The organism is Nonomuraea sediminis (assembly GCF_018531495.1).
Classification (GTDB): Bacteria; Actinomycetota; Actinomycetes; order Streptosporangiales; family Streptosporangiaceae; genus Nonomuraea; species Nonomuraea sediminis.
In genome coordinates this window covers 47,986-69,630 of sequence record NZ_JAHDTI010000019.1, presented here as the reverse complement: position 1 = coordinate 69,630, position 21,645 = coordinate 47,986, and the positions used below count along the sequence as shown (strand labels likewise).

The following is a 21,645-nucleotide window of genomic DNA, read 5'->3' as shown; positions in this document are numbered from 1 at the left end:
TCGGGGGCGTCCTACTGGGCGACCGACGGCCGGCCGCAGGACTGGTCCGACGGTTAGTGGGTAAGGACTCGTCTGTCCCCCTTGATCGCGAAGGGGGGAGGTCGTGCTTGAGCGGTTGTTCGAGCTGCGCGACCGGGAGACGACGGTCGCGCGCGAGGTGCGTGGCGGGATCACCACCTTCATGGCGATGGCCTACATCATCCTGCTCAACCCGATCATCCTCGGCGGAGCCCACGACGTCACCGGCGCCAAGCTCACGATCGCCCAGCTGACCACCTCGACCGCGCTGGCGGCGGCGGTGTCGACGCTGCTGATGGCGTTCGTGGGCAACGCGCCGTTCGCGCTGGCGGCCGGGCTCGGACTGAACGCGGTGGTGGCCTACCAGGCCGCGCCGTTCATGACCTGGGCCCAGGCCATGGGGCTCGTCGTGCTCGAGGGCTTCGTGATCATCGTGCTCGCGGTGACCGGGCTGCGTACTCTGATCATGAACTCGATCCCGCTCGCGCTCAAGCATGCGATCAGCGTCGGCATCGGGATGTTCATCACGCTGATCGGGCTGGTGGACGCCGGGTTCGTGACACCGGGCAAGGGCACGCCGGTGCAACTGGGCGCCGGCGGGCATCTGATGGGCTGGCCGGTGACGGTGTTCTGCTTCGGTCTGCTGCTGATGATCGTGCTGTTCGTCCGTAAGACGCCCGGCGCCATCCTCATCAGCATCATCGCCGCCACCATCGTGGCCGTCCTGGTCAACAGCCTGACCACGATCGACCAGAAGACCTGGGGAGTGGTGAGGCCACGGGTTCCCGAGCGGTTCGTGGCCGCGCCGGACTTCGGGCTGGTCGGGCAGTTCGACCTGTTCGGCGGGTTCGCCACGGCCGGGGCGGTGACGGCGAGCGTGGTGCTGTTCACGCTGGTGCTGTCCGGATTCTTCGACGCGATGGGCACGATCATCGGCGTCAGCGACGAGGCCGGCCTGGTCAGCCCCCAGGGGCAGGTGCCACGGCTGGGCAGGATCCTGACCATCGACGGCATCGGGGGCGTCCTCGGCGGCGTGACCAGCTCCTCGGCCAACACCGTCTTCGTGGAATCGGCCGCCGGCGTCGGCGAAGGGGCGCGGACCGGGCTGGCCAACGTCGTGACCGGGATCCTGCTGGCGATCACGCTGCTGTTCACCCCGCTGGCGGCGGTGGTCCCCGCCGCGGCGGCCGCGCCCGCGCTGGTGCTGGTCGGGGCGCTGATGATGACGCAGAGCCGCAACGTGCCGTGGTCGGACCTGGAAGTGGCGATCCCCGCGTTCCTGACGATCGCCCTGATGCCGTTCACGTACTCGATCACGAACGGCGTGGGCGCCGGAGTGATCTCCTACACCCTCATCAAGGCGGCAGTCGGGAAGTTCAAGGAGATCCCGTGGCTGCTGTGGGTGGTCTCGGCCATCTTCCTGGCCTACTTCGGGATCGTGGCCATCGAAGGGCTGATCTAACGGATGTCGCCGGAGTTGCAGGCCGCGCCGTTGTGGTCGACGTCGGGGTACCAGAAGTACTCCTCGTGCATGCCCTTGTAGTACGGGCCCTTGCCCGCCGCCACGGCCTCCTTGCAGGAGGGGTACTTCGGGTCAGGCGTACGGCTGCCGCCCACGGGAGACGTCGCGCCGGTGGTCTGCTGGATGCCCGGTGGGCTCGACGAGACAGGGGCGGAGGGCTCCTGGGACACCGGCGGCTGCGACGGGGACGACGGCTGGGTCGTGGGCGCCGGCGCGCTGCCGCCCAGGAGCTTGGCCACCAGCGCGTCGGCGTCCTGCTTGGAGTATCCGGTGATGCTGATGCTGTCGCCGTCCATGCCCTGCATGACGTAGGGCGCGGCCAGCACGGTGTCGGGCATCAGCACCAGCGCCACCTGCCGCTGGTCGTTCACCAGCTCGTCGATGAGAGAGGCCACCTTGTCCCTGAAGGCGGGCGCGATCGCGATCCGCACCGAATACGTCCCGTTCTTGTCCCGCACGGCCTCGACGCGCTGCACGGCGTTGACGGTGACGCCGTCCTCCAGCAGGTAGCAGGTCTTCTTGGCGACGTCGAGCGCGACCTGCTCGCCGGGGCAGGGCGCGTCCTTGGCGTCCCTGACCGCCGCGAAGTGGATGGGTACGGCCAGCCGCTGCGGCGGCGCCCCACCCAGGAGCGGCGCGTCGGGGCTGCGCGTCATCAGGACGGCGACCGTACCGAGGACACCGGCGATCAGCACGACGAGCACGAGGGAGGCGAGCAGCACGACGGTGGTAAGCCTGCTGGCCTTGCGTGCGTCCGGCTCGGCGGGGGGCGGCTGTTCCGGCATCTCCATATCCTGACGTACGGGCTGCCGGTGAGCCTATCGAGGACGGACCCGAGCAGGGTAATCAGGCGAAAAATCCTCGCTTTGGGGAAAGACCTAAAGCATGAAGGTCGGAGTACCGCGAGAAGTCAAGAACAACGAATACCGGGTGGCGCTCACCCCGGCGGGCGTCCACGAGCTGGTACGGAACGGTCATCAGGTCTACATGGAGCGCGACGCGGGCGCGGGATCGTCACTTCCCGACGCCGACTACGAGCGCACGGGTGCGGTCATCCTGGAACGTGCCGACGAGGTCTGGGCCGAGTGCGAGCTCATCATGAAAGTGAAGGAGCCGGAGGCCGAGGAGTACCACCGGATGCGCAAGGGGCAGGTCCTGTTCACCTACCTGCACCTGGCCGCCTCACCGGAGTGCACCAAGGCGATGCTCGACGCGGGCATCACCGGCATCGCATACGAGACGGTCCAGACGCCCAACGGCGCGCTGCCGCTGCTGGCTCCCATGTCGGAGGTGGCGGGCAGGCTCGCGCCGCAGGTCGGCGCCTACCACCTGATGCGCTCGCAGGGCGGCAGGGGAGTGCTGATGGGCGGCGTGTCCGGCGTGCGCGCCGCGAACGTCGTGGTGATCGGCGCGGGCGTGTCAGGCATGAACGCGGCCGCCATCGCGCTCGGCATGCAGGCGGAGGTGCTGCTTCTGGACAAGAACATCGACAAACTGCGCCAGGCGGACTCGATCTACCAAGGTCACCTCCAGACGCTCGCCTCCAACACACTGGAGATCGAGCGGTCCGCGCTGGAGGCGGACCTGGTGATCGGGGCGGTGCTGGTGCCCGGCGCCAAGGCGCCCACCCTGGTGACCAACGAGCTGGTCTCGCGCATGAAGCCCGGCTCGGTGCTGGTGGACATCTCCATCGACCAGGGCGGCTGCTTCGAGGACTCCCGTCCGACCACGCACGAGGATCCCACCTACAAGGTGCACGAGTCGATCTTCTACTGCGTGGCCAACATGCCCGGGGCCGTCCCGCACACCTCGACGTTCGCGCTCACCAACGTGACGCTGCCGTACGCGCTGGCCATCGCCAACCAGGGCTGGGTACAGGCACTACGCCAGGACCACTCCCTGGCGCTGGGCCTGAACACCTACGAGGGCCACGTCACCAATCAGGCGGTAGCCGAGGCCCACAACCTCGACTGGGTCCCGATCGCGCAGGTCCTCGCTTAGCGGGATGACCGGGTGCGGTCGCTGTAGGGGTTGCGGCCGTCGAGCAGCCGAGCCCGAGGGGTTTCCCCACGCATTGGCGGAAAGCGAAAAACGCGCCGCTGGTGGGCAGCGGCGCGCTCTTCTTGGTGGCTACTTCTTGGTGGGCGAGGGCGAGATCGTCTCGGTGGGCATCGGCTGCTGCTGCTGCTGGTTGTTCTTCGGCTGCGGCGGCAGCGGGGCCTGGTCGGCCGTCGTGGTGATGGCGTCAGGACCGCCGCAGATGGCGCCCGGCTCGGGGGTGTCCTTGCCGTTCTGGAACTTCTTGATGAAGGCGGGCAGCCTCGGGTCCTCGGGGTCGTCCAGCTTGAGCTGGTGGCCCCAGGAGCTCGCCACCACCGGCGAGGGCAGGCCCGGATACGGGCTGACCAGCATGTAGTCCTGCTGGCCCGTGGAGGTGGCCACCTTCTTCAGCGCGGCGACCTTGTCCTTGGCCAGGTCGGGCCGGTAGGTGATCCACACCGCGCCGTGCTCGAGGGAGTGGACGCCGTGCTCGTTGTGAATGGGCTTGTCGTAGACCGCGCACGCCTGCCAGTAGTTGTTGTGCTGGCCGCCGACAGGCGGGGTCTCCTTGTACTGGACAGGGTTCCAGACGTGCTCGCCCGCCTTGTAGTTGTAGTTGGCGACGGCGTCGAGCGAGGTCTCACGGGCCTGCTTGATCAGGTAGAACCCGACCAAGCCGACGAGGAGCACGACCACGAGGCCGCCCGCTCCCCACATGAGCGTCGCGGCGCGGCGCTCCTTGCGCTTCTGCTCGGCGCGCATCTTCTGCAGATGCTCGCGTCGCGCCTGCGCCTTCTCCTTCGTCATCGTTCCTCCATCGGCCAACCAACTCCGGGTCACCCTATGCCCTCGGGGCGTATGCGGTGAATAAGACCGTGGGGCCCACAGGTGGGTAGGCTGGACTCGCCATGGAAAAGCCCGCCAAAAGATCGCTTCTCATCGCCCTCGCGGTGCTCGTCGTCGCCGCCGCTGCCGTCTTCGTCGTGCTGGGCAGGAGCGGCTCGCCGGGCGACGCCTCCGCTGACGCGGGGTTCGCCCGCGACATGGCCACGCATCACGCGCAGGCCGTCGACATGTCGTTCACGATCAGGGACAAGTCCTCCTCCAAGGACGTCCGCAACCTGGCCTACGACATCATCACCACCCAGTCCACCCAGCGGGGCATGTTCCTCGGCTGGCTCCAGGAGTGGGGCCTCGACCAGACCGGCGACCGGCCCGCGATGGCCTGGATGGCCCATGGCGGCCACGGCCCCGTCGCCGCGGGCGGCTCGATGCCGGGGATGGCCTCGCCGCAGGACCTGACCCGGCTCAAGGACGCCCAGGGCACGGCGGCCGAGGTGGTGTTCCTGCAGCTGATGATCCGCCACCACGAGGGCGGGCTGCAGATGGCGCAGGGGCTGGTCAAGCTGTCCAACCGCGACGAGGTCGTGGGCATGGCCCAGAAGATCATCAATGGGCAGACGGGCGAGATCAAGCTGATGACCGAGATGCTGCGCCAGCGGGGCGCCCAGCCGCTTCCCTCGATCCTGAAGTGAGGCCCGACGCGGTCGTGGTCGGCTCGGGGCCCAACGGGCTCGTCGCCGCCGTGACCCTGGCCTCCGCCGGGCGCCGGGTGCTCCTGCTGGAGGCCGCCGACGCCTTCGGCGGCGGGCTGCGCTCGGCCGAGCTCACGCTTCCCGGCCGCGTCCACGACCTGGGCGCCACGGTCATGGCCATGGCGCTGGCCTCCCCCGCCTTCCGCTCGCTCGGCATCCTGCACGACGCGCGCGTTCAGGGCCCCGGTACGGCGGGCGCGCGCTCCCGGGCTTCCCTCGGATCAAGTGTCGAGGTGGTGCATCCCGCGGTGGCGGCGGCGCACCCGCTGGACGGGCGGCCTGCCGTACTGGTGTATCGGGACGCCGAGCGGACGGCGGCGGGTCTGGGGCGCGACGGCGCGGCGTGGCGGGCCACCGTGGGGGCTGCCGCGCGGGCCGGGCTCGCGCTGACGGATCTGCTGCTGCGGCCGCTGGGGCCCTGGGAGGTGCCCAGCGTGGCGACGCTGGCCGCGGCGGCGCGGTTCGGCGCGCTGGGCGCGCTGCCGGCCACCACCGTGGGCAGGCGGGTGTTCAGGACCGTCGAGGGGCGGGCGGTGCTGGCAGGGATGGCCGCGCACTCGGTGCTGGACCTGCGCTCCCCCATCACCGCCGGGTACGGCCTGCTGCTCGCGGCCACCGCGCACCTGGTGGGCTGGCCGCTGGTCAGGGGCGGATCCCAGGTGCTGGCCGACGCGCTGGTGGCCAGGCTGAGGGAGCTGGGCGGGGTGGCCGTGGCAGGCCACCGGGTCAGGAGCCTGAGCGAGCTGGACGCGCCCGTGATCGTGCTCGACGTGACGCCCAGGCAGCTGCTGTCGATGGCCGACCTGCCGCCGCGCTACCGGCGGGCGCTCGAGCGCTACCGCTACGGGCCGGGCGTGTTCAAGCTCGACTGGGCGCTGGACGGGCCGGTGCCGTGGCGGGATCCGGCGGTCGAGGCCGCGGGAACGGTCCATCTGGGCGGCACGATGGAGGAGATCGCGCTGAGCGAGGCCGAGGTGGCCGCGGGCCGCCACTCGCCCAGGCCGTACGTGCTGCTCGTCCAGCCGTACGCGGCCGACCCGACCAGGGGCGGGCACACGCTGTGGGCGTACTGCCACGTGCCGAACGGCTCGACGACGGACATGACGGCCGCCGTCGAGGCGCAGATCGAGCGGCACGCCCCCGGCTTCCGCGACCGGATCCTGGCCAGGCACGCGATGACCACCGCCGATCTGGAGGCGGTCAACCCGAACCTGGTCGGCGGCGACATCGGCGGTGGCTGGGCCGGCCTGGGCCAGTTCGTCAGGCGCCCGGTGTGGTCACCGGCGCCGTGGCGCACCCCGCTGCCCGGCGTCTACCTGTGTTCCTCGGCGACGCCGCCGGGCGGGGGCGCGCACGGCGTGGGCGGCTGGCAGGCCGCCCGCCTGGCCCTGCACGACACCCGCTAGCCGAGCTCCTCTGCCAGGGCCGCGGCGAAGGCGTCGACGTCGGCCTCGGTGGTGTCGAAGGAGCACATCCAGCGCACCTCGTTCAGCGCCTCGTTCCACAGGTAGAAGCGGAAGCGCTTCTGCAGGCGCTCGATGACGTCCCTGGGCAGGCGGGCGAAGACGGCGTTGGCCTCGACCGGCCGCGGCACCTCCACGCCGGGCAGGTCGCGCACGGCCGCGGCCAGCCTGGCGGCCATCGCGTTGGCCTGCCGCGCGTTGCGCAGCCACAGCTCGCCCGACAGCAGCGCCTCGAACTGCGCCGACACGAAGCGCATCTTGGACGACAGCTGCATGTACGTCTTGCGGATGTAGTCGATCCCGGACACGGCGCCGGGGTTGAGCACCACCACGGCCTCGCCGTACAGCAGCCCGATCTTCGTGCCGCCGAAGGACAGCACGTCCACGCCCGCGTCGGTGGTCAGCGCGCGCAGCGGCACGTCGAGCGCCGCGGCGGCGTTGGTGAGGCGCGACCCGTCGAGGTGGAGCAGCAGCCCGAGCCCGTGGACGTGGTCGGCGATCTCCTTGATCTCGGCGGGCGTGTAGACGGTGCCCAGCTCGGTGCTGTTGGAGATCGACACCACGCGCGGCTGTGACCGGTGCACGTCGCCGAAGCCCCACGCCTGCCGGTCGATCAGCTCGGGGGTGAGCTTGCCGTCGGGCGTCGGGACGGTGAACAGCTTGAGCCCGGCCACGACCTCGGGGGCGCCGCCCTCGTCGGTGTGGATGTGGGCGGTGTCGGCGCAGATGACCGACTGCCAGGGGGCGGCCATCGAGCGCAGCGAGACCACGTTGGCGGCGGTGCCGTTGAACACCGGGTACGCCGCGGCCTGCTCGCCGAACTGCGCCTGGAAGATCCCCTGGAGCGCCTCGGTGTAGACGTCCTCGCCGTAGGAGATCTGGTGGCCGCCGTTGGCCTCGGCGATGGCCCGCAGGATCTCGGGGTGGACGCCGGCGTAGTTGTCGCTGGCGAAGGCCTTGAGCTCGGGGTCGTGCCTCACGCGGTCAGGTCCCGTCGTGCGCCGTTGACCTCGGAGGCGGGCAGCTCGAAGAGCCCGCCGACGGCCGTGGCCAGGTCGTCGACGTCGGTGAACCCGGCGAACTTCGCCTCGGGCCTGGCGGCCCTCATCTCGTCGTTCACCAGCGCCTTGACCACCAGGATCGTCGCCGCCGAGGGGGTGTCCTTCAGCGCGTCGGCCAGCGACAGCGTCCACGCCTCGGAGGCCGCCTTGGCCGCGGCGTAGGCGGCGCCGCCCGCGCTGGGCTTCTCGGCCGCCTTGGCCGACACGATCACGAAGCGGCCGTTCTCGCTCTTGCGCAGCAGCGGCTCGAAGGCCAGCGACACGTGCTGGAGCGTGCGGACCAGCAGGTCGTGCAGCGTGTCCCAGTCCTCCAGCTTGGTGTCGGCGAACGTCTTGCCGCCGCGCCAGCCGCCGACCAGGTGCACGACACCGTCGACGCGGCCGTGGTCGCGCTCGATCGCGTCAGCGAGGGCCTGTACGGCATCGCGGTCGAGAAGGTCGACGTCGTCCTTGTCGACCCCGATCACGGTATGCCCGTTTTTCTCGAAATATTGGGACACCGCCTGGCCGGTGGGGCCGGCCGAGCCGGTGATGAGGATGATCATGCGCGGATGCCTTTCGTGGACTCGACCACATCGGCCAGCTTACGGCGCAGTGCCTCGTAGAACATGCTCAGGGGGAACTCATCGGACAGCACCGCGTCCACCTTGGCCTTCTGCTCCTCCGGCAGCGCCTGGATGCCCTTGGCCCAGGTCGAGGCCGGGTTCGGCTCGACGTAGGCGCTGACGAGCTCGTGGGCGGCCAGCCAGTGGGCCAGCTTGGAGCGGTCGATGCTGTCGCGGTAGAGCTTCTCCACCTCGCCGCGCAGGTCGGCGACGCCGTCGGGCACCCGCTCCCAGTCGATCGAGAGCCGGTTGTCGGTCCACCGCACGATGTCGTTGCGGTGCAGGTAGGCGAACAGCAGCTGCCCGCCCAGCCCGTCGTAGTTGCGCACCCGGTCACCGGTGATCGGGAAGCGGAAGAGCCGGTCGAACAGGATGGCGTGCTGCACGTAGCGGGCGTGCGCCACGCCCTGCCGCTCGAGCTCGACCGCCTCGCCGAACGCGGTCAGGTCGCAGCGCAGCTCCTCCAGCGAGTACAGCCAGTACGGCATGCGCTGCTTGATCATGAACGGGTCGAACGGCAGGTCGCCGTGGCTGTGCGTGCGGTCGTGGATCAGGTCCCACATCACGAACGTGTCCTGGGCCAGTTGCTGGGAGTCCAGGAGCCGGGCGGCGTCCGGCGGCAGGTCGACCTTGAGCGTCTGGGTGGCCGCCTTCGACACGCGGCGGAAGCGGGCAGCCTCGCGGTCGGCGAAGATGCCGCCCCAGGTGAAGCGCTCGGGCGCCTGCCTCACGGCGACCGTCTCGGGGAACAGCACCGCCGAGTGGGTGTCGTAGCCGGAGGTGAAGTCCTCGAACGCGATGGGCACGAACATCGGGTTGTCGTAGCCGCCGGCCTCGAGCCTGGCCAGCCAGTCGGGCCAGATCGTGCGGATCCAGACGGCCTCGAGGTTGCGGTTGAGGTTGCCGTTCTGGGTGTACATCGGGAAGACCACGAGGTGCTCGAGGCCGTCGACGCGCTGGCTGTCGGGGTGGAAGAGGTTCAGCGAGTCCAGGAAGTCGGGCACGCCCAGGTCCTGCTCGACCCACTTGGCCAGGTCGTTCCGCACGGCCTGGAGGTAGTCGGCGTCATGCGGGAAGTGCGGCGCGATCTTGCCGATCTTCGTGCTGACGGCCTCGACGAGGGTCTTGGCGCGCTCCTTGTCCTGCGGCACCGAGCCGTCCTTGACCTGCAGCGGGCGCAGCTCCTCCACGCTCGCCTTGAGGTCGGCGAACAGCCCCGCCACCGGGGACTCGGTACGGCCGGCCGCACCGTCGGCGGGCACGCGGGCCACCCAGGTGACCAGGTTGCCCCACAGCCGCCGGTGGTCGTAGTCCTCGATCGAGTCGTCGCCGAACAGGTCGGAGTCGGCGAAGACCACGACGCGGCCGTGGCCGTACGTCAGCGCGAGCGCCAGCGGCGCGGCGGCCGGGGCGGCGGTCGGCGAGCTGCGGAACAGCACGGTGGCGCTGGCGGACAGCTCGGGCAGCAGCGTGAGCGCGCCGGAGCGGTAGAAGGCGGCGGACTTGACGCCGGCCAGGATGCCGTCGCGGGTGGCGGGCTCGCCGAGCACCCAGGTGGCGACGTCCTTGTGCGCGCGCTTGGGGTCGCGGACGGTGGTGTGCTCGACGCCGACGCCGAAGCGGGCGAGCAGGTCGGCGAGGTTGTTGCCGTACTTGTCCTGCTCCTCCTCGGCGAGCACGACCAGGCCGCCGCCGTCGCGGACGTAGTCGGCGATCGCGTCCACCTCGGCCCCGCTGAAGACCGGGCTGCCCTGGCCGGTGGTGCGCTCCCAGCGCTCACCCGACGGGTGCGCGATGACCAGCACGTCCTGGTCCTGGAGCGTTCCCGGCTCGATCGGGCCCTCGGTGTGGGCCGCCACGGCATGCCCCAGGTGGCGCAGTTGCTCGGCGGCGCGCGCGTAGCTGTTGTCGTCGGGATGGCCGGGGTTGATGGACTCGGCGACCTCGCGGCGGATCGTCCACGACTCGCTGTGGGCTTCGTCGAACAGCACCTTGGGGAAAGACCGCATGAAATATCTCCTGTACTTACGACCTTCTGACGGAAAATATACACACACATGCGGCATGCAACGCCACACCCTCCCGGATGGCGAGACAGCGTGTGCGTTCGGTTACGTGGCGCTAACCCCGCATTGACCCGTGCTCTCCTACGTTTTCAGCCAGCGGTCGCCCCGGGCGAAGCCGATTCCGAACCGTCGCGAGCACGGCCAGGGGTGCCACGCCGCCCGGGGCGACCGTGCCGCGACCGGATCCGCCGCCCCGCCCCCCGCTCAGCGGCGGATCCGCCCCCTCCTGCGACCCCCGCTCCGCTCCCGTCCCCCCGTACCGGGCGCGGAGCGGGCCGCCGGGGGTTGGAGCGTGCCAGCCAGGTCAGGCGGCTCCGGGGCTGACCACGCCGGACTCGTAGGCGAAGACCACGGCCTGGGCGCGGTCGCGCAACGAGAGCTTCATGAGGACACGGGCCACGTGGGTCTTGACCGTGGCCTCCCCGACGTACAGCTCGCGGGCGATCTCCGCGTTGGTGATGCCGCGGGCCAGCAGGCGCAGGACCTCCAGCTCGCGGGGCGTGAGCTCCTGGAGGCGGGGCGAGGGCGTGGGGTCGGGTCGGGCGGCGAAGGAGGCCAGGACGCGGCTGGTGACGGCGGGGTCGAGCAGGCCGTCACCGGCGTGCACGAGCTTGATCGCCGCGATGAGCTGTTCGGGCGGCGACACCTTGAGCAGGAACCCGCTGGTGCCCGCGCGCAGCGCCGCGTACAGGTTCTCGTCGGTGTCGAAGGTGGTCAGCGTGATGACCTTGGGCGGGTGGGGCGTGTCGAGCAGTTCCCTGGCCGCGGCGACGCCGTCCATGCGCGGCATCGAGATGTCCATCAGCACGATGTCCGGCCGGGTACGGCGGGCCACGGCGATGGCCTCGCGCCCGTCGCCGGCCTCGCCGACGACCTCCATGCCGGGCTCGCTCTCCACGATCATGCGCAGGCCGGCCCTGACCATGGCCTGGTCGTCCACGATGACAATGCGTATGCCCACACCCGGAGGGTAGACGCTGGGCCGGGCAGGACGAAAGCGGGTCCAAGTCGCTTGCAAGTCAGAACACATGCACGCTCTGCGCGATGCGCCGCTCGGTGGCGTCGTCGCAGCTGTTGCGGGCGCAGAAGTACAGCACCAGCACGGGTTTGGGCTGCCGGTCGATGACGTAGCTGACGAAGCCGAGCCCCGAGCCGCTCCTGGGGTCGTGCAGGGAGCCGTCGTAACGGGTGGCGTCGCGGTCGCCCGCCCGGTCCTGGACGGGCTTGCCCAGCTCGACCTTGCCGGGCAGCAGGCCCTCGAGGATGGTCTTCATCTGCTCGTCGCTGGCGGCGGGGTCGAGCGTGTCGGAGACCTGGACGTACAAGCCGGAGGCGGAGTCGGGGTCGTCGTTGATGATCGGCTGTACGGCCGACCAGTCGGCGCCTGCGCCGCCCACGAACAGCGCGTCGAACTCGTCGTGCTTGGGTGAGGTCAGCGCGAACAGGTCGCCGTGGTTGCGCGCGGTCCACGAGGCCGGATAGCTGAACGTCAGTGGCGCGGCGGTGCTCTTCTGATAGGTCGACCAGGAGTCGCCGCGCTGGTTCATGACGATCAGCACGACCAGGGTCAGCGCCGCGATGGCGGCGACCAGGGTGACGGCGACGATGGGCAGGCGGCCGGGGCGGGCCGGCCGGGGCACGGGAGCGGCGGCGCGGGGCTGGGTGTCGACCGGCTGGCCGCTGATGGCATCGCGCAGCGCGGTGACGAAGACGGTGCAGGAGGGGAAGCGCTGCTCGGGCGACTTCGACAGCGCCCGCATCATCACGGCGTCGACCTCGGGCGGCAGCTCCGGGCGTACGTGCGACAGGGGCACGGGACGGTCGGCGAGGTGTGCCCACAGCAGCGCGATGTCGTTGTCGCGCTCGAACGGCAGGCGGCCCGACAGCGCCTCGTAGATCACGCAGGCCAGCGCGTACTGGTCGCAGCGGCCGTCGATGTGCTCCTTGTTGATCTGCTCGGGCGACATGTACCGGGGCGTGCCGATGAACTGGTCGGTCTGGGTGAGCCCGGAGATCGAGGTGCGGTGCTTGGTGATGCCGAAGTCGGTCAGGTAGACGTGGTCCCCGGCGAGCAGGATGTTGGCCGGTTTCACGTCGCGGTGGATCAGGTCGTGCGCGTGCGCCGCGTCGAGGGCGGCGGCCACCTGGGCGAAGATCTGGTTGGCCTGCCCGACCGGCAGCGGCCCGTTCTCGTAGAGCAGGCGGCGCAGGTCGAGCCCGTCGACGTAGCGCATCGCGATGTACAGCACGCCGTCGGCGTCGGCGTTGGCCTCGTAGATCGGGATGATGTTGGGGTGCTCGATGCTGGCGACCGTCCTGGACTCCAGCACGAAGCGCTGGCGGAAGCGCTCGTCCACGCTGAGCACGGGGTTGAGGATCTTCAGCGCGACCCGCCTGGACAGGCGGGGGTCCAGCGCCAGGTAGACGACGGCCATGCCGCCCTTGCCGACGATGTCCTCGATGTAGTACCCGGCCACCTCCTGGCCGATGAGAGATCTGTCGTTCACCTGCATCACGTCTCGATGGGGTGGCCGCAGTAGCCGCAGAACCGGTGCGCGGGCCCGAGCCGCATGCCGCATTCGGTGCAGTACTTGACGGATGGCTGCTCGTTGGCGGTCATCAGGGGCTGCTGCCGGGGAACCACCTGGAAGGGCTGCGAGCGCTGCACGAACACGGTGGGGTTGGCACCCTCGTCGAACGGCTGGGGCGGCACGGCGGCCACCGGCGCGGGCGGCTCGTCGGGCTTGTCCTCAGGCGCCCGGCGCCGCCACAGCAGGAACGCTCCGGCCAGCGCGGCGACCAGCAGCACCGCGGCGGCCACGATGAACGGCCACAGCGGCAGGGATCTGGGCGTGGGCGAGACGGCCTGCTTGGTGCCCGCGTCCTCGGCGGTGCCGCGCTTCTGCAGGGAGATCTTCAGCAGCCCGGCGGCCACCACGTTGCCCGGGTACAGCTCGAGCACGCGCTGGAAGCCGGAGGCCGCCTCTGTGTAGTACTTGGTGTGGTAGCGCGTCAGCGCGGCTTCCATGGCGGAGTCGATGGCGCCGCGGCGCGGGGCGACCCCGGCCTTGGCCAGCGCGGCGGTGATCTCGCGCACCCCGATCATCCTGCCGTCCTGGCCGCCGCCGAAGAGCATGCCGACGACGTGCCCGTCCTTGTCGCCGATCACGGGGGCGCCGAGGAATCCCTGGTCGATGAGCTTGCCCAGCTTGACCGGCTCGTCGGCCTTCTTCTCCGGGTCGGCGAACTGCCTGCCCTGCGCGTCTCCCTGGCCGCCCTTGCGCAGGTGGGCGATGTCCACGGTGTACGGAACGTTGGGCGCGGGCCGGCCGAGGAACCCGGCCACGTTGGTCGGCGAGCCCTCGGCGTCGGGCACCTTGTCGGCCAGCGGCGCGGTCGGCATGCCGAGGCTGCCCAGGACCCGGCTGGACAGGGTCAGCACGGCCGGGCTGTCGAGCGTGTCACCCGCCGTGATCAGGTCGGCCTTCAGGCCCTTCGGGTCAGGCGGAGAGATGTTCGGAAATACCAGGATATTGGTGGTGATGTTGAAGAGGCAGTTGGAGGTGCTGGTCTTGGGCGGGTAGCACTCCTGCAGGTGGTGGTCCAGCTGGTCGTCCTTCACGTGGTGCTTGGCGAAGTCCAGCGGGATCTTCACCTTGTGGTGCTCGCTGAACACCTTGTTCGCTGCGTAGACCGCGAGGTCCTTGTCGGTCTTGACCACCCGCTTCAGCGTGACGATCCCGCCCTCGGGGCTGACGACGATGCCGGTGCCCACGCCGATGGGGATGTCGTAGGACCGCTCCACATGGACGAGTTCGCCGATGTGGTCTAACAGCGTGACCTCCACGTGCGCCAAGGTCTCGACCCGGACCACGGCCGGCGTCACCAGGTCGGTGATGCCGCTGGGGTGCTCATGGGCCATCGCTGGGGCGGCCAGCAACACCAGCGCCACCGCGAGGCCGCCGGCAACCGCTGTGAGACGCGCCATCTCCGCTCCCAACTGAGTAATACGACCAGGGTCCCAAGCGCGTGCCGTAAGTCAAGGGACGGGCTCGTAGACAAGCGCTTGGTAGGGGTTTTACGGTACTCCGGTGGGCTACGCGATCGGCGTCGACGTCGGGGGCACCTTCACGGACGTGGTCCTGCGGGCCCCCGCGGGCGAGATCACGGTCGCCAAGCGGTTGAGCACCCACGATGACCCCATCGCGGGCATCGCCACCGGCGTTACGCAGGTCCTCGGCGACCTCGACCCGGCGCTCGTCACCCAGGTGGTGCACGCCACGACGCTGGCCACCAACGCGGTCCTGGAGCGCAAGGGGGTCAGGGTCGCCTACGTCACGACGCGCGGCTTCCGCTCCGTGATCCCGCTCGGCCGCTACGCCCGCGTCGAGGAGGACCGCTACGACCTGCGCTTCACTCCCCCGCCGCCGCCCGTCGACCCGGCCGACTGCTTCGAGGTGGCCGAGCGCGTCTCGGCCCGCGGCGAGGTGCTCGAGCCTCTGGACCTGGACTCGGTACGGCGGGCCGCGGCGGAGATCGGCCGCCGCGGCATCGAGTCGGCGGCCGTCTGCCTGCTGCACTCCTACGCCAACCCGGCGCACGAGCAGGCGGTGGCCGCGATCCTGAGGGAGACGGTCGGGAACGTGGTGGCCTCGTCGGAGGTGTGGCCGGAGATCCGCGAGTACGAGCGCGCCACCACGACCATCATGTCCGCCTACATAGGCCCGCTCATGGCCTCCTACCTGACGCGGCTGCGGGCCCGCCTGGCCGAGCTGGGGATCTCGGCGCCCGTCCACGTGATGGAGTCGGGCGGCGGCGTGATCTCCGCCGAGCTGGCGGCCAGACGGGCAGTCTCCACGATCGAGTCGGGTCCCGCGGCGGGCGTGCTCGCGGCCGCGGCCACCGGGCATCCGGACGTGATCTCCTTCGACATGGGCGGCACGACCGCCAAGGCCTGCGTGGTGCGCGGCGGCAGCCCCGAGATCACGCACGAGTTCCACGTGGGCGGCAAGGGCAGCTTCGGCGGGCGCAGGGCGGGCACCGGGGTGCCGATCAAGACGCCCGCGATCGACCTGGCCGAGGTGGGCGCGGGCGGCGGCAGCATCGCCTGGCTCGACGGCGCGGGCGCGCTGCGGGTCGGGCCGCACTCGGCGGGCTCCTCCCCCGGTCCCGCCTGCTACGGGCTCGGCGGCTCCGAGCCCACGGTGACGGACGCGAACCTGGTGCTCGGCTACCTGTCGTCCGCCTCGATCCCGCTGACGGCGGCGCTCGCGGACAAGGCGCTCGACCGGCTGGCCGGGCCGCTGGGCGTGACTCGGGCGGAGGCGGCGCACGCCGTCCACGAGATCGTCAGCGCCTCGATGGCCTCGGCGGTGCACGTGGTGACGGTGCAGCGGGGCATCGATCCGCGCGGCTTCGTGCTGGTCGCCTTCGGCGGCGCCGGCCCGATGCACGCGGCCGGGGTCGCCGGGCGTTTCGGCATCTCGCGCGTGATCGTCCCCCCGCACTGCGGCGTTGCGTCGGCCGCGGGGCTCCTCACCGGCAACCTGTCCACCGAACGCGTCCTGTCCCGGCTCGGCGTCCCGGATCCCGCGGAGATCTTCGACGCGCTCGCCGCGGAGGCGGCCGCCGACCTCGGCGTCCCGGGCGGCGAGGTCAGCCGCTCGGTTGACATGCGTTTCAAGGGCCAGTCCCACGACCTCACCGTGCCCTGGAGCGAGTCACACGACGAGCTCGCATCCCGCTTCTTCGCGAAATATCGCCAGGTGTACGGCATAGCCCAGCAGGGCGAGATCGAGATCGTCAGCTACCGGGTCCGCCTCACCTTGCCGCCCGCCAACCCCATCGCCGCACCCGCCGACGGACCCGCCCCAGGCGCCGGTGCGGCGAGAACGGGTACGGCGGAGCCCGGCGCAAGGCGGACGGCGGCCGGCAGACCCGCCTACTTCCCGGAGACCGGCGGCTACACCGACGTCCCCGTCCTCACCCGAGAGGGCTTGAACAGCCTGGACGGCCCGGCGATCATCGAGGACCCGGAGGCCACGATCGTCGTCCCGCCCGGCTGGAGCGCCGCGGTGGACGGGACGCTCGCCGTACGCCTGGAGAGACGATGACGGACCTGACCGCGGAAGTGCTGCGCAACGCGCTGGTGGTCGCCGCCGAGGAGGCGAGCATCGTGGTCGTCAGGTCGGCGTACTCGACGTTCATCGTGGAGGGCTCCGACGCCTCGGCCGCGATCCTGGACGCCGGCGGGCGCCTGATCGCGCACTCCATGGCCACGACGCTGATGAACAGCATGGCCCTGCGGGTGGCGCTCCCGTCCCTGGTCGAGGACGTGCCGCCGGAGTCGATGCGCCCCGGCGACGTCTACGTGCTCAACGACGCCTACCGCGGCGGCGTCCACACCAACGACCTGCTGGTCTTCCGCCCGGTGCACTGGGCGGGGCGGGTGGCGTACTTCACCGCCACCATGATCCACGTCTCGGACCTGGGCGGGCTGTCGGCGGGCGGCATGGCGCCGCTGGCCACCGACATCTTCCTGGAGGGCCTCCAACTGCCCCCGGTACGGCTGGCCACGGCGGAGGGGGTCGAGCCGGCCGTCGAGGCGATCCTGCGCGCCAACAGCCGCACCCCCGACAAGGTCATGGGCGACGTCCGGGCCCTGGTGGCCGGCACGGCGGTCGCGGCCGCCCGCGTCGAGTCGCTGCTCGAGGAGTACGGCGAGGCGGGCCTGGCGGCCGGCGTCGAGGAGTACCTGGACTACACCGAGGCGCGCACCCGGGCCGCGCTCGCCGACCTCCCGCCGGGCGCCTACGGGGCCTCCTACCCCATCGACGACGACGGCCTCGACCTGGACACCTCCCACCACGTCCAGGTCACGATCACCGTCGAGGGCCCGCCGAGCACCGTGGTCGTGGACTTCGCGGGCACGGGGCCGCAGGTGCCCGCAGCCATCAACGCCTCGGCCTCGCAGTCGCTGGCGGCGGCCGTGTTCGCGGTGCGGTGCTTCCTGGACGCCACGATCCCGATGAACGAGGGGTGCCTGCGGGCGATCGACGTCCGGCTGCCCGAGGGGTCGCTGCTCAACGCCCGGCGGCCCTACCCGTGCGGGGGCCGCTATGTGCCGATCTACGCCGCCATGGAGGCCGTCTTCCAGGCGCTGTCGGACGCGATGCCCGAGCGGGCGATCGCGGCCAGCGGGATCCTGCAGCCGTTCTCCATCGCGGCGGTGGGCGCGCCGTACTGGATCCATCTGGCCTACGACTTCGGCGGCGTCGGCGCCCGGCAGGGGCTCGACGGGCCTGACGCGACCGGGGTGCACTTCGGGATCGGCCGCAACTCCGTCCCCCAGGTCGAGCCGGTCGAGAGCCGCTGCCCGCTGATCGTCGAGTCGATCGAGACGATCGCCGACTCGGGCGGCCCGGGCCGGCACCGCGGCGGGCTCGGCTCGCGGACGGTCTACCGGTTCCTGGCCGACTGCCACGTCACCACGCGCGGCGACCGGCTGCGCCTGGCCCCGCCCGGCCGCGACGGCGGGCGGCCGGGCAGGCTGGGCGGCTTCTTCAAGCGCCACCTGGACGGCACGGTCGAGCGGCTCGCGTCCAAGGTGAACAACGTCCGCTTCGCGGCGGGTGAGGCCTTCATCGTCGAGACCACGGGCGGCGCCGGTCTCGGGCCGCCCGCGGAACGGGACCGCTCCGCCGTGGCGGAGGACCTGCGCGCGGGGCGCGTCACACGGGAGAGCGACTACTAGCGGCTGCGCCAGGCGCGGGCACCCTGGCGGACCGCGGCGTGGACGGCGCGGGCGATGCGGGCGCCCCAGTCGGAGCGCGGCCCGCCGAAGATCTCCGGCGTCCCGTGGTCGGGCACCGCGACGCAGACCGCGTCAGAGGCGGTGCCGGTGGCGGCGAAGCCCGCCTCGACCAGCGCCTGCGTCTTGGCCTCCGTCACGGTCATGACGGCGTTGACCAGCGCGGCGTCGGTCATGGCAACGGGCACGACGACCAGGATGTTGATCGTCCCCACCCGGATCGGCGCCAGCTCGGGATCGACCGTGCCCGCGGGCGCGGCCGCCCAGGTCGGGACGCGTAATCCGACCGTGGCGGTGGCCTCGACGCCCTCGTCCTGCGCGGTGACGTGCCGCTCGACGGAGGCGGCGGTCATCATGCCCACGCCGCCGTCGCCGCCGGGTCCCAGCTCGATCAGGTGCTCGACCGGGTCCATGCGCGAGTACCCGGCCGCGACCTGGGCGTTCAGCACCCAGGTGCGCGGGCCGATGCCGCCGCCGAGCATCGCCGAGGAGATCATGCGCCATCCGGGCCCGAACTCCCACAGCAGCGACCCGAGCCGCTCGCCGTCCTCGTCGCGGTAGCCGAGCCTCATGCGGCGCCTCTCACCAGGTGGACGACGGGCCGCCCGCCGGGGCCAGGCTCGATCTTGACCTGCGCGTCGAAGTGCTTGCCGACCAGCGCCTCGGTGAGCACCTCCGCGGGCCTGCCGGTGGCCGCCGCGAGCCCGCCGGCCAGCAGGAGCAGCGTGTCGGCGTACTGGCCGGCCACGGTCAGGTCGTGCAGCGTGCTCACCACGGTCAGCCCGTCGGCCAGGCGCAGCCGGTCCACCAGCTCCAGCACCTGCTGCTGGTGGCCGAGGTCGAGCGCGGTGGTGGGCTCGTCGAGCAGCAGCACCGGCGCCTGCTGGGTCAGCGCCCTGGCCAGGACCACGCGCTGCCGCTCGCCGCCGGACAGCTCGCCCAGCCGCCGCCCGGCGAAGGCGTCCAGGTCCAGCCGCTCCAGCACGCCCGCGGTCACCTCGCGGTCCCCCCTGCTCTCCCGCCCGAAATAGGAGATGTACGGCGTGCGCCCGAGCAGGGCGTAGTCGAACACGCTCATGTCAGGCGGCAGCGCGGGCGACTGCGGCGCGTAGGCCACCAGGCGGGCGCGTTCCTTGGGCCGCAGGGCGCGGCCGGGCCTGCCGTCCAGCGTGATCTCGCCGTGCTGGGCGACCAGGCCCATCACGGCCTTGAGCAGCGTGGACTTGCCGGCTCCGTTGGGGCCGATGACGGCCAGCCACTGCCCTCTGGGCACCTGCAGATCCACGCCGCGCAGCACCTGCCTGGCGCCCAGCGTGACGGTGAGCCCGCTGATGGAGATCACGTCTCGGTCCGCCGGGTCATCCGCAGCACGCCGACGAAGAACGGCGCGCCCACGAACATCGTCACGACGCCGATCGGCAGCTCGGCAGGGGCGATCACGGTGCGGGCCAGCAGGTCGGCCAGCACGAGGAACGCGGCGCCGCCGATCAGCGACATCGGCAGCACGATCCGGTAGGAGCCGCCGGCCAGCCGCCTGACCACGTGCGGGATGACGATCCCGACGAAGCCGATCAGCCCGCTGACGGCCACGGCCGCCGCGGTGGCCAGGGAGGCGGCCAGCAGGACGACCAGCCGTACGCGGGATGCGCGCAGACCCAGGCCGGTGGCCTCCTCGTCGCCGACCGACAGCACGTCGAGCACGCGGCCGTGCAGGAGCAGCAGGACGGCGGAGATCGCGGCGTAGGGCAGCACGAGCCGGAACTGGTCCCAGCCGCCGGCGACGTCGCCGAGGATCCAGGAGTAGATGCGCTGCAGTTCCTCGACCTTGAGCTGCTGCACGAACGTCTGGATCGCGGTGAGGAACGAGGTGACCGCCACCCCGGCCAGCACGAGCGTGGCGGTGCCGCCGGAGCGTCCCGACGCGTTGCCCAGCACGTAGGCCAGGAACACGCCGCCCACCGCTCCGGCGAAGGCGGCCACCGGGATGCTCACGGCCGAGTTCGGCACCAGCGCGATGACGAGCGTGGCCGCCAGGCCCGCGCCCGCGGCGGACCCGAGCAGGTAGGGGTCGGCCAGCGGGTTGCGGAACACGCCCTGGTACCCGGCCCCGGCGATGGCGAGCAGCCCGCCGACGACGGCGGCGACCAGCACCCTGGGCAGCCTGATCTCCCACAGCAGCCCCTGCTCGACGGGCGCCAGCCCCGAGTCGACGTGCACGAACGGCAGCCAGTCGACCGCCTGGAGCACCACCTGCCACGGGGAGATGCCGGCGGCGCCGCCGAGCAGCCCGGCGACCATGGACGCGACCAGCACGAGCAGCGCCGCCGCGAGCCACAGCGGCCGTGCTCTCGACGGCCTGACCACTAGCTCGCGGACGCCTTGGCGACGGCGTCGCCCACGACCTTGGCGAAGTCGACGATGCGCGGGCCCCAGCGGGAGGCGATGTCGTCGTCGAGCTGGATCACGTGGTCGTTCTTGATCGCCGAGAGGCTCTTCCAGCCGGGCCGCTTGGCCAGGGTGTCCTTGCTCTGCTGGCAGCACTTGACGTCGCCCAGGAAGATCAGGTCGGGGTCGGCCTGCGCGATGAACTCGGCCGACAGCTTGGGATAGCCGCCCGCCGCGTCCGGCGCCTTGTCGGCGACGTTGGTCAGGCCGAACATCGAGTAGATCTGCCCGATGAACGTGCTGGACGTGACGCCGAACGGCGTCTGGTCGAGCTCGTGGTAGAAGGTGAGCTTCTTCTGCGGGGCGCCGGCGGCGAGCTTGCCCATCTCGCTCTTCATGCCGGCGACGACCTCGTCGGCCTTGGCCTTGTTGCCGGTGGCGGCGCCGATCTCGGCGATCTCCTGGTAGGCGTCGTCCAGCTTGGTCGCGGCCGGCTCGAGCAGCACGGGCACGTTGAGCTTGCCCAGCTCGGCGACGACCTTGTTGATGTCGTCGGAGACGATCACCAGGTCGGGCTTCTTGGCGACGATGGCCTCGACGTTCGGCTTGTAGCCGGACAGGTCGGTCTTGGGGGCCTCGGCCGGGTAGTTCGACAAGGCGTCGACGGCCACGACCTGGGGGCCCGCGCCGACCGCGAAGAGCGTCTCGGTGTGGGTGGGCGACAGCGACACGATCCGCTGCGGCTTCTTGGCGATCGTGACCTTGCCGTTGCCCGCCTCGACGGTGACGGGGAAGGCGGCGTCCGCCGATGCTTCCTGCTTCTGGGGGGCGGCGGTGGGGGTGGTGCTCTGGCCACATCCGGCCAGAGCAAGCGTTCCCAGCAGCGCGCCCGCGAAGGCCATGCGTACGGGCCTCACGAGGAGTCCTTTCACACTGTCGGAACCGAGAGACCCGCGTTGATGGACGGATCACCCTTTTCCACGAGGGTTGATGACGTCAGCGCAGAGGCAGGCGACCTGGCTATGACAGTTGCGGGACAGCGCCGGACTCGCACCGGACTTCGCTGCAACACTGCGCGTC

At 71.2% G+C, this 21,645-nt stretch carries 18 protein-coding genes; 6 read left to right on the top strand and 12 right to left on the bottom strand.

Features of this window, described 5'->3' with window-relative positions; all coding sequences use genetic code 11:
- Nucleotides 1-103: 103 nt before the first annotated feature.
- Nucleotides 104-1,480, top strand: a complete 1,377-nt coding sequence (locus tag KIK09_RS50555; RefSeq protein ID WP_214326764.1) for an NCS2 family permease — start codon at nucleotides 104-106, stop codon at nucleotides 1,478-1,480.
- Here the strand turns inward: KIK09_RS50555 and KIK09_RS50550 are convergent.
- A complete protein-coding gene (locus KIK09_RS50550; RefSeq protein WP_214326763.1) occupies nucleotides 1,477-2,325 on the bottom strand; it encodes an excalibur calcium-binding domain-containing protein in 849 nt (282 codons plus the stop codon). The genes KIK09_RS50555 and KIK09_RS50550 overlap by 4 nt on opposite strands.
- A gap of 100 nt (nucleotides 2,326-2,425) precedes the next feature.
- Between KIK09_RS50550 and ald the strand changes: the two genes are divergently transcribed.
- Nucleotides 2,426-3,541, top strand: a complete 1,116-nt coding sequence (gene ald / locus KIK09_RS50545; RefSeq protein ID WP_214326762.1) for an alanine dehydrogenase — start codon at nucleotides 2,426-2,428, stop codon at nucleotides 3,539-3,541.
- 129 nt (nucleotides 3,542-3,670) lie between these two features.
- Here ald and KIK09_RS50540 read toward each other — a convergent pair whose 3' ends face one another.
- Nucleotides 3,671-4,387 (bottom strand): thioredoxin-like domain-containing protein, encoded by a 717-nt coding sequence (locus KIK09_RS50540; RefSeq protein WP_214326761.1) that lies wholly within the window; start codon nucleotides 4,385-4,387, stop codon nucleotides 3,671-3,673.
- 101 nt (nucleotides 4,388-4,488) lie between these two features.
- On the opposite strand from KIK09_RS50540, the gene KIK09_RS50535 reads away from it, so the two are divergent.
- Nucleotides 4,489-5,115 (top strand): DUF305 domain-containing protein, encoded by a 627-nt coding sequence (locus KIK09_RS50535; protein WP_214326760.1) that lies wholly within the window; start codon nucleotides 4,489-4,491, stop codon nucleotides 5,113-5,115.
- On the top strand, nucleotides 5,112-6,581 hold the full coding sequence (locus KIK09_RS50530; protein ID WP_214326759.1) for a phytoene desaturase family protein: 1,470 nt from the start codon (nucleotides 5,112-5,114) through the stop codon (nucleotides 6,579-6,581). Before KIK09_RS50535 ends, KIK09_RS50530 begins: the two co-directional genes overlap by 4 nt.
- Here KIK09_RS50530 and KIK09_RS50525 read toward each other — a convergent pair.
- From KIK09_RS50525 to KIK09_RS50500, 6 genes are all read right to left on the bottom strand, one after another.
- The gene (locus tag KIK09_RS50525) at nucleotides 6,578-7,618 is read right to left on the bottom strand and encodes a threonine aldolase family protein (RefSeq protein WP_214326758.1); all 1,041 of its coding nucleotides are present in this window, start codon (nucleotides 7,616-7,618) and stop codon (nucleotides 6,578-6,580) included. The genes KIK09_RS50530 and KIK09_RS50525 overlap by 4 nt on opposite strands.
- Complete coding sequence (locus KIK09_RS50520) at nucleotides 7,615-8,244, bottom strand: SDR family NAD(P)-dependent oxidoreductase (RefSeq protein ID WP_214326757.1); 630 nt, start codon at nucleotides 8,242-8,244, stop codon at nucleotides 7,615-7,617. The genes KIK09_RS50525 and KIK09_RS50520 overlap by 4 nt, the downstream gene beginning before the upstream one ends.
- Complete coding sequence (locus KIK09_RS50515) at nucleotides 8,241-10,313, bottom strand: DUF6421 family protein (RefSeq protein ID WP_214326756.1); 2,073 nt, start codon at nucleotides 10,311-10,313, stop codon at nucleotides 8,241-8,243. The genes KIK09_RS50520 and KIK09_RS50515 overlap by 4 nt, the downstream gene beginning before the upstream one ends.
- Nucleotides 10,314-10,674: 361 nt before the next feature.
- Nucleotides 10,675-11,331, bottom strand: a complete 657-nt coding sequence (locus KIK09_RS50510; RefSeq protein ID WP_308164789.1) for a response regulator — start codon at nucleotides 11,329-11,331, stop codon at nucleotides 10,675-10,677.
- Nucleotides 11,332-11,389: 58 nt separating this feature from the next.
- The gene (locus KIK09_RS50505) at nucleotides 11,390-12,883 is read right to left on the bottom strand and encodes a serine/threonine protein kinase (RefSeq protein WP_214326754.1); all 1,494 of its coding nucleotides are present in this window, start codon (nucleotides 12,881-12,883) and stop codon (nucleotides 11,390-11,392) included.
- The gene (locus KIK09_RS50500) at nucleotides 12,883-14,358 is read right to left on the bottom strand and encodes a zinc ribbon domain-containing protein (protein WP_214326753.1); all 1,476 of its coding nucleotides are present in this window, start codon (nucleotides 14,356-14,358) and stop codon (nucleotides 12,883-12,885) included. The genes KIK09_RS50505 and KIK09_RS50500 overlap by 1 nt, the downstream gene beginning before the upstream one ends.
- Nucleotides 14,359-14,461: 103 nt before the next feature.
- On the opposite strand from KIK09_RS50500, the gene KIK09_RS50495 reads away from it, so the two are divergent.
- Nucleotides 14,462-16,483: a hydantoinase/oxoprolinase family protein gene (locus KIK09_RS50495; protein ID WP_214326752.1), complete on the top strand. Its 2,022-nt coding sequence runs from the start codon at nucleotides 14,462-14,464 to the stop codon at nucleotides 16,481-16,483.
- Entirely contained in the window at nucleotides 16,480-18,123 is a 1,644-nt protein-coding gene (locus tag KIK09_RS50490) for a hydantoinase B/oxoprolinase family protein (RefSeq protein ID WP_214326751.1), read from the top strand. Before KIK09_RS50495 ends, KIK09_RS50490 begins: the two co-directional genes overlap by 4 nt.
- Here KIK09_RS50490 and KIK09_RS50485 read toward each other — a convergent pair.
- From KIK09_RS50485 to KIK09_RS50470, 4 genes are read right to left on the bottom strand one after another with little or no spacing between them, the layout of a single operon-like run.
- Nucleotides 18,120-18,752 (bottom strand): adenosylcobinamide amidohydrolase, encoded by a 633-nt coding sequence (locus KIK09_RS50485; protein WP_214326750.1) that lies wholly within the window; start codon nucleotides 18,750-18,752, stop codon nucleotides 18,120-18,122. The genes KIK09_RS50490 and KIK09_RS50485 overlap by 4 nt on opposite strands.
- Nucleotides 18,749-19,522 carry an ABC transporter ATP-binding protein gene (locus KIK09_RS50480; RefSeq protein ID WP_214326749.1) on the bottom strand — a complete coding sequence of 258 codons (774 nt, stop codon included), beginning with the start codon at nucleotides 19,520-19,522 and terminating at the stop codon, nucleotides 18,749-18,751. The genes KIK09_RS50485 and KIK09_RS50480 overlap by 4 nt, the downstream gene beginning before the upstream one ends.
- Complete coding sequence (locus KIK09_RS50475; protein WP_308164788.1) at nucleotides 19,519-20,544, bottom strand: FecCD family ABC transporter permease; 1,026 nt, start codon at nucleotides 20,542-20,544, stop codon at nucleotides 19,519-19,521. Before KIK09_RS50475 ends, KIK09_RS50480 begins: the two co-directional genes overlap by 4 nt.
- On the bottom strand, nucleotides 20,544-21,482 hold the full coding sequence (locus tag KIK09_RS50470) for an ABC transporter substrate-binding protein (RefSeq protein ID WP_214326748.1): 939 nt from the start codon (nucleotides 21,480-21,482) through the stop codon (nucleotides 20,544-20,546). The genes KIK09_RS50475 and KIK09_RS50470 overlap by 1 nt, the downstream gene beginning before the upstream one ends.
- Nucleotides 21,483-21,645: the final 163 nt, after the last annotated feature.

Excerpts from the sequence above, each read along its gene's own strand:
- KIK09_RS50515 (WP_214326756.1), bottom strand. The coding sequence starts at position 10,313 with ATGCGGTCTTTCCCCAAGGTGCTGTTCGACGAAGCCCACAGCGAGTCG.
- KIK09_RS50520 (WP_214326757.1), bottom strand. The coding sequence starts at position 8,244 with ATGATCATCCTCATCACCGGCTCGGCCGGCCCCACCGGCCAGGCGGTG.
- KIK09_RS50535 (WP_214326760.1), top strand. The coding sequence starts at position 4,489 with ATGGAAAAGCCCGCCAAAAGATCGCTTCTCATCGCCCTCGCGGTGCTC.
- KIK09_RS50505 (WP_214326754.1), bottom strand. The coding sequence starts at position 12,883 with ATGCAGGTGAACGACAGATCTCTCATCGGCCAGGAGGTGGCCGGGTAC.
- KIK09_RS50550 (WP_214326763.1), bottom strand. The coding sequence starts at position 2,325 with ATGCCGGAACAGCCGCCCCCCGCCGAGCCGGACGCACGCAAGGCCAGC.
- KIK09_RS50540 (WP_214326761.1), bottom strand. The coding sequence starts at position 4,387 with ATGACGAAGGAGAAGGCGCAGGCGCGACGCGAGCATCTGCAGAAGATG.
- KIK09_RS50490 (WP_214326751.1), top strand. The coding sequence starts at position 16,480 with ATGACGGACCTGACCGCGGAAGTGCTGCGCAACGCGCTGGTGGTCGCC.
- KIK09_RS50500 (WP_214326753.1), bottom strand. The coding sequence starts at position 14,358 with ATGGCGCGTCTCACAGCGGTTGCCGGCGGCCTCGCGGTGGCGCTGGTG.
- KIK09_RS50485 (WP_214326750.1), bottom strand. The coding sequence starts at position 18,752 with ATGAGGCTCGGCTACCGCGACGAGGACGGCGAGCGGCTCGGGTCGCTG.
- ald (WP_214326762.1), top strand. The coding sequence starts at position 2,426 with ATGAAGGTCGGAGTACCGCGAGAAGTCAAGAACAACGAATACCGGGTG.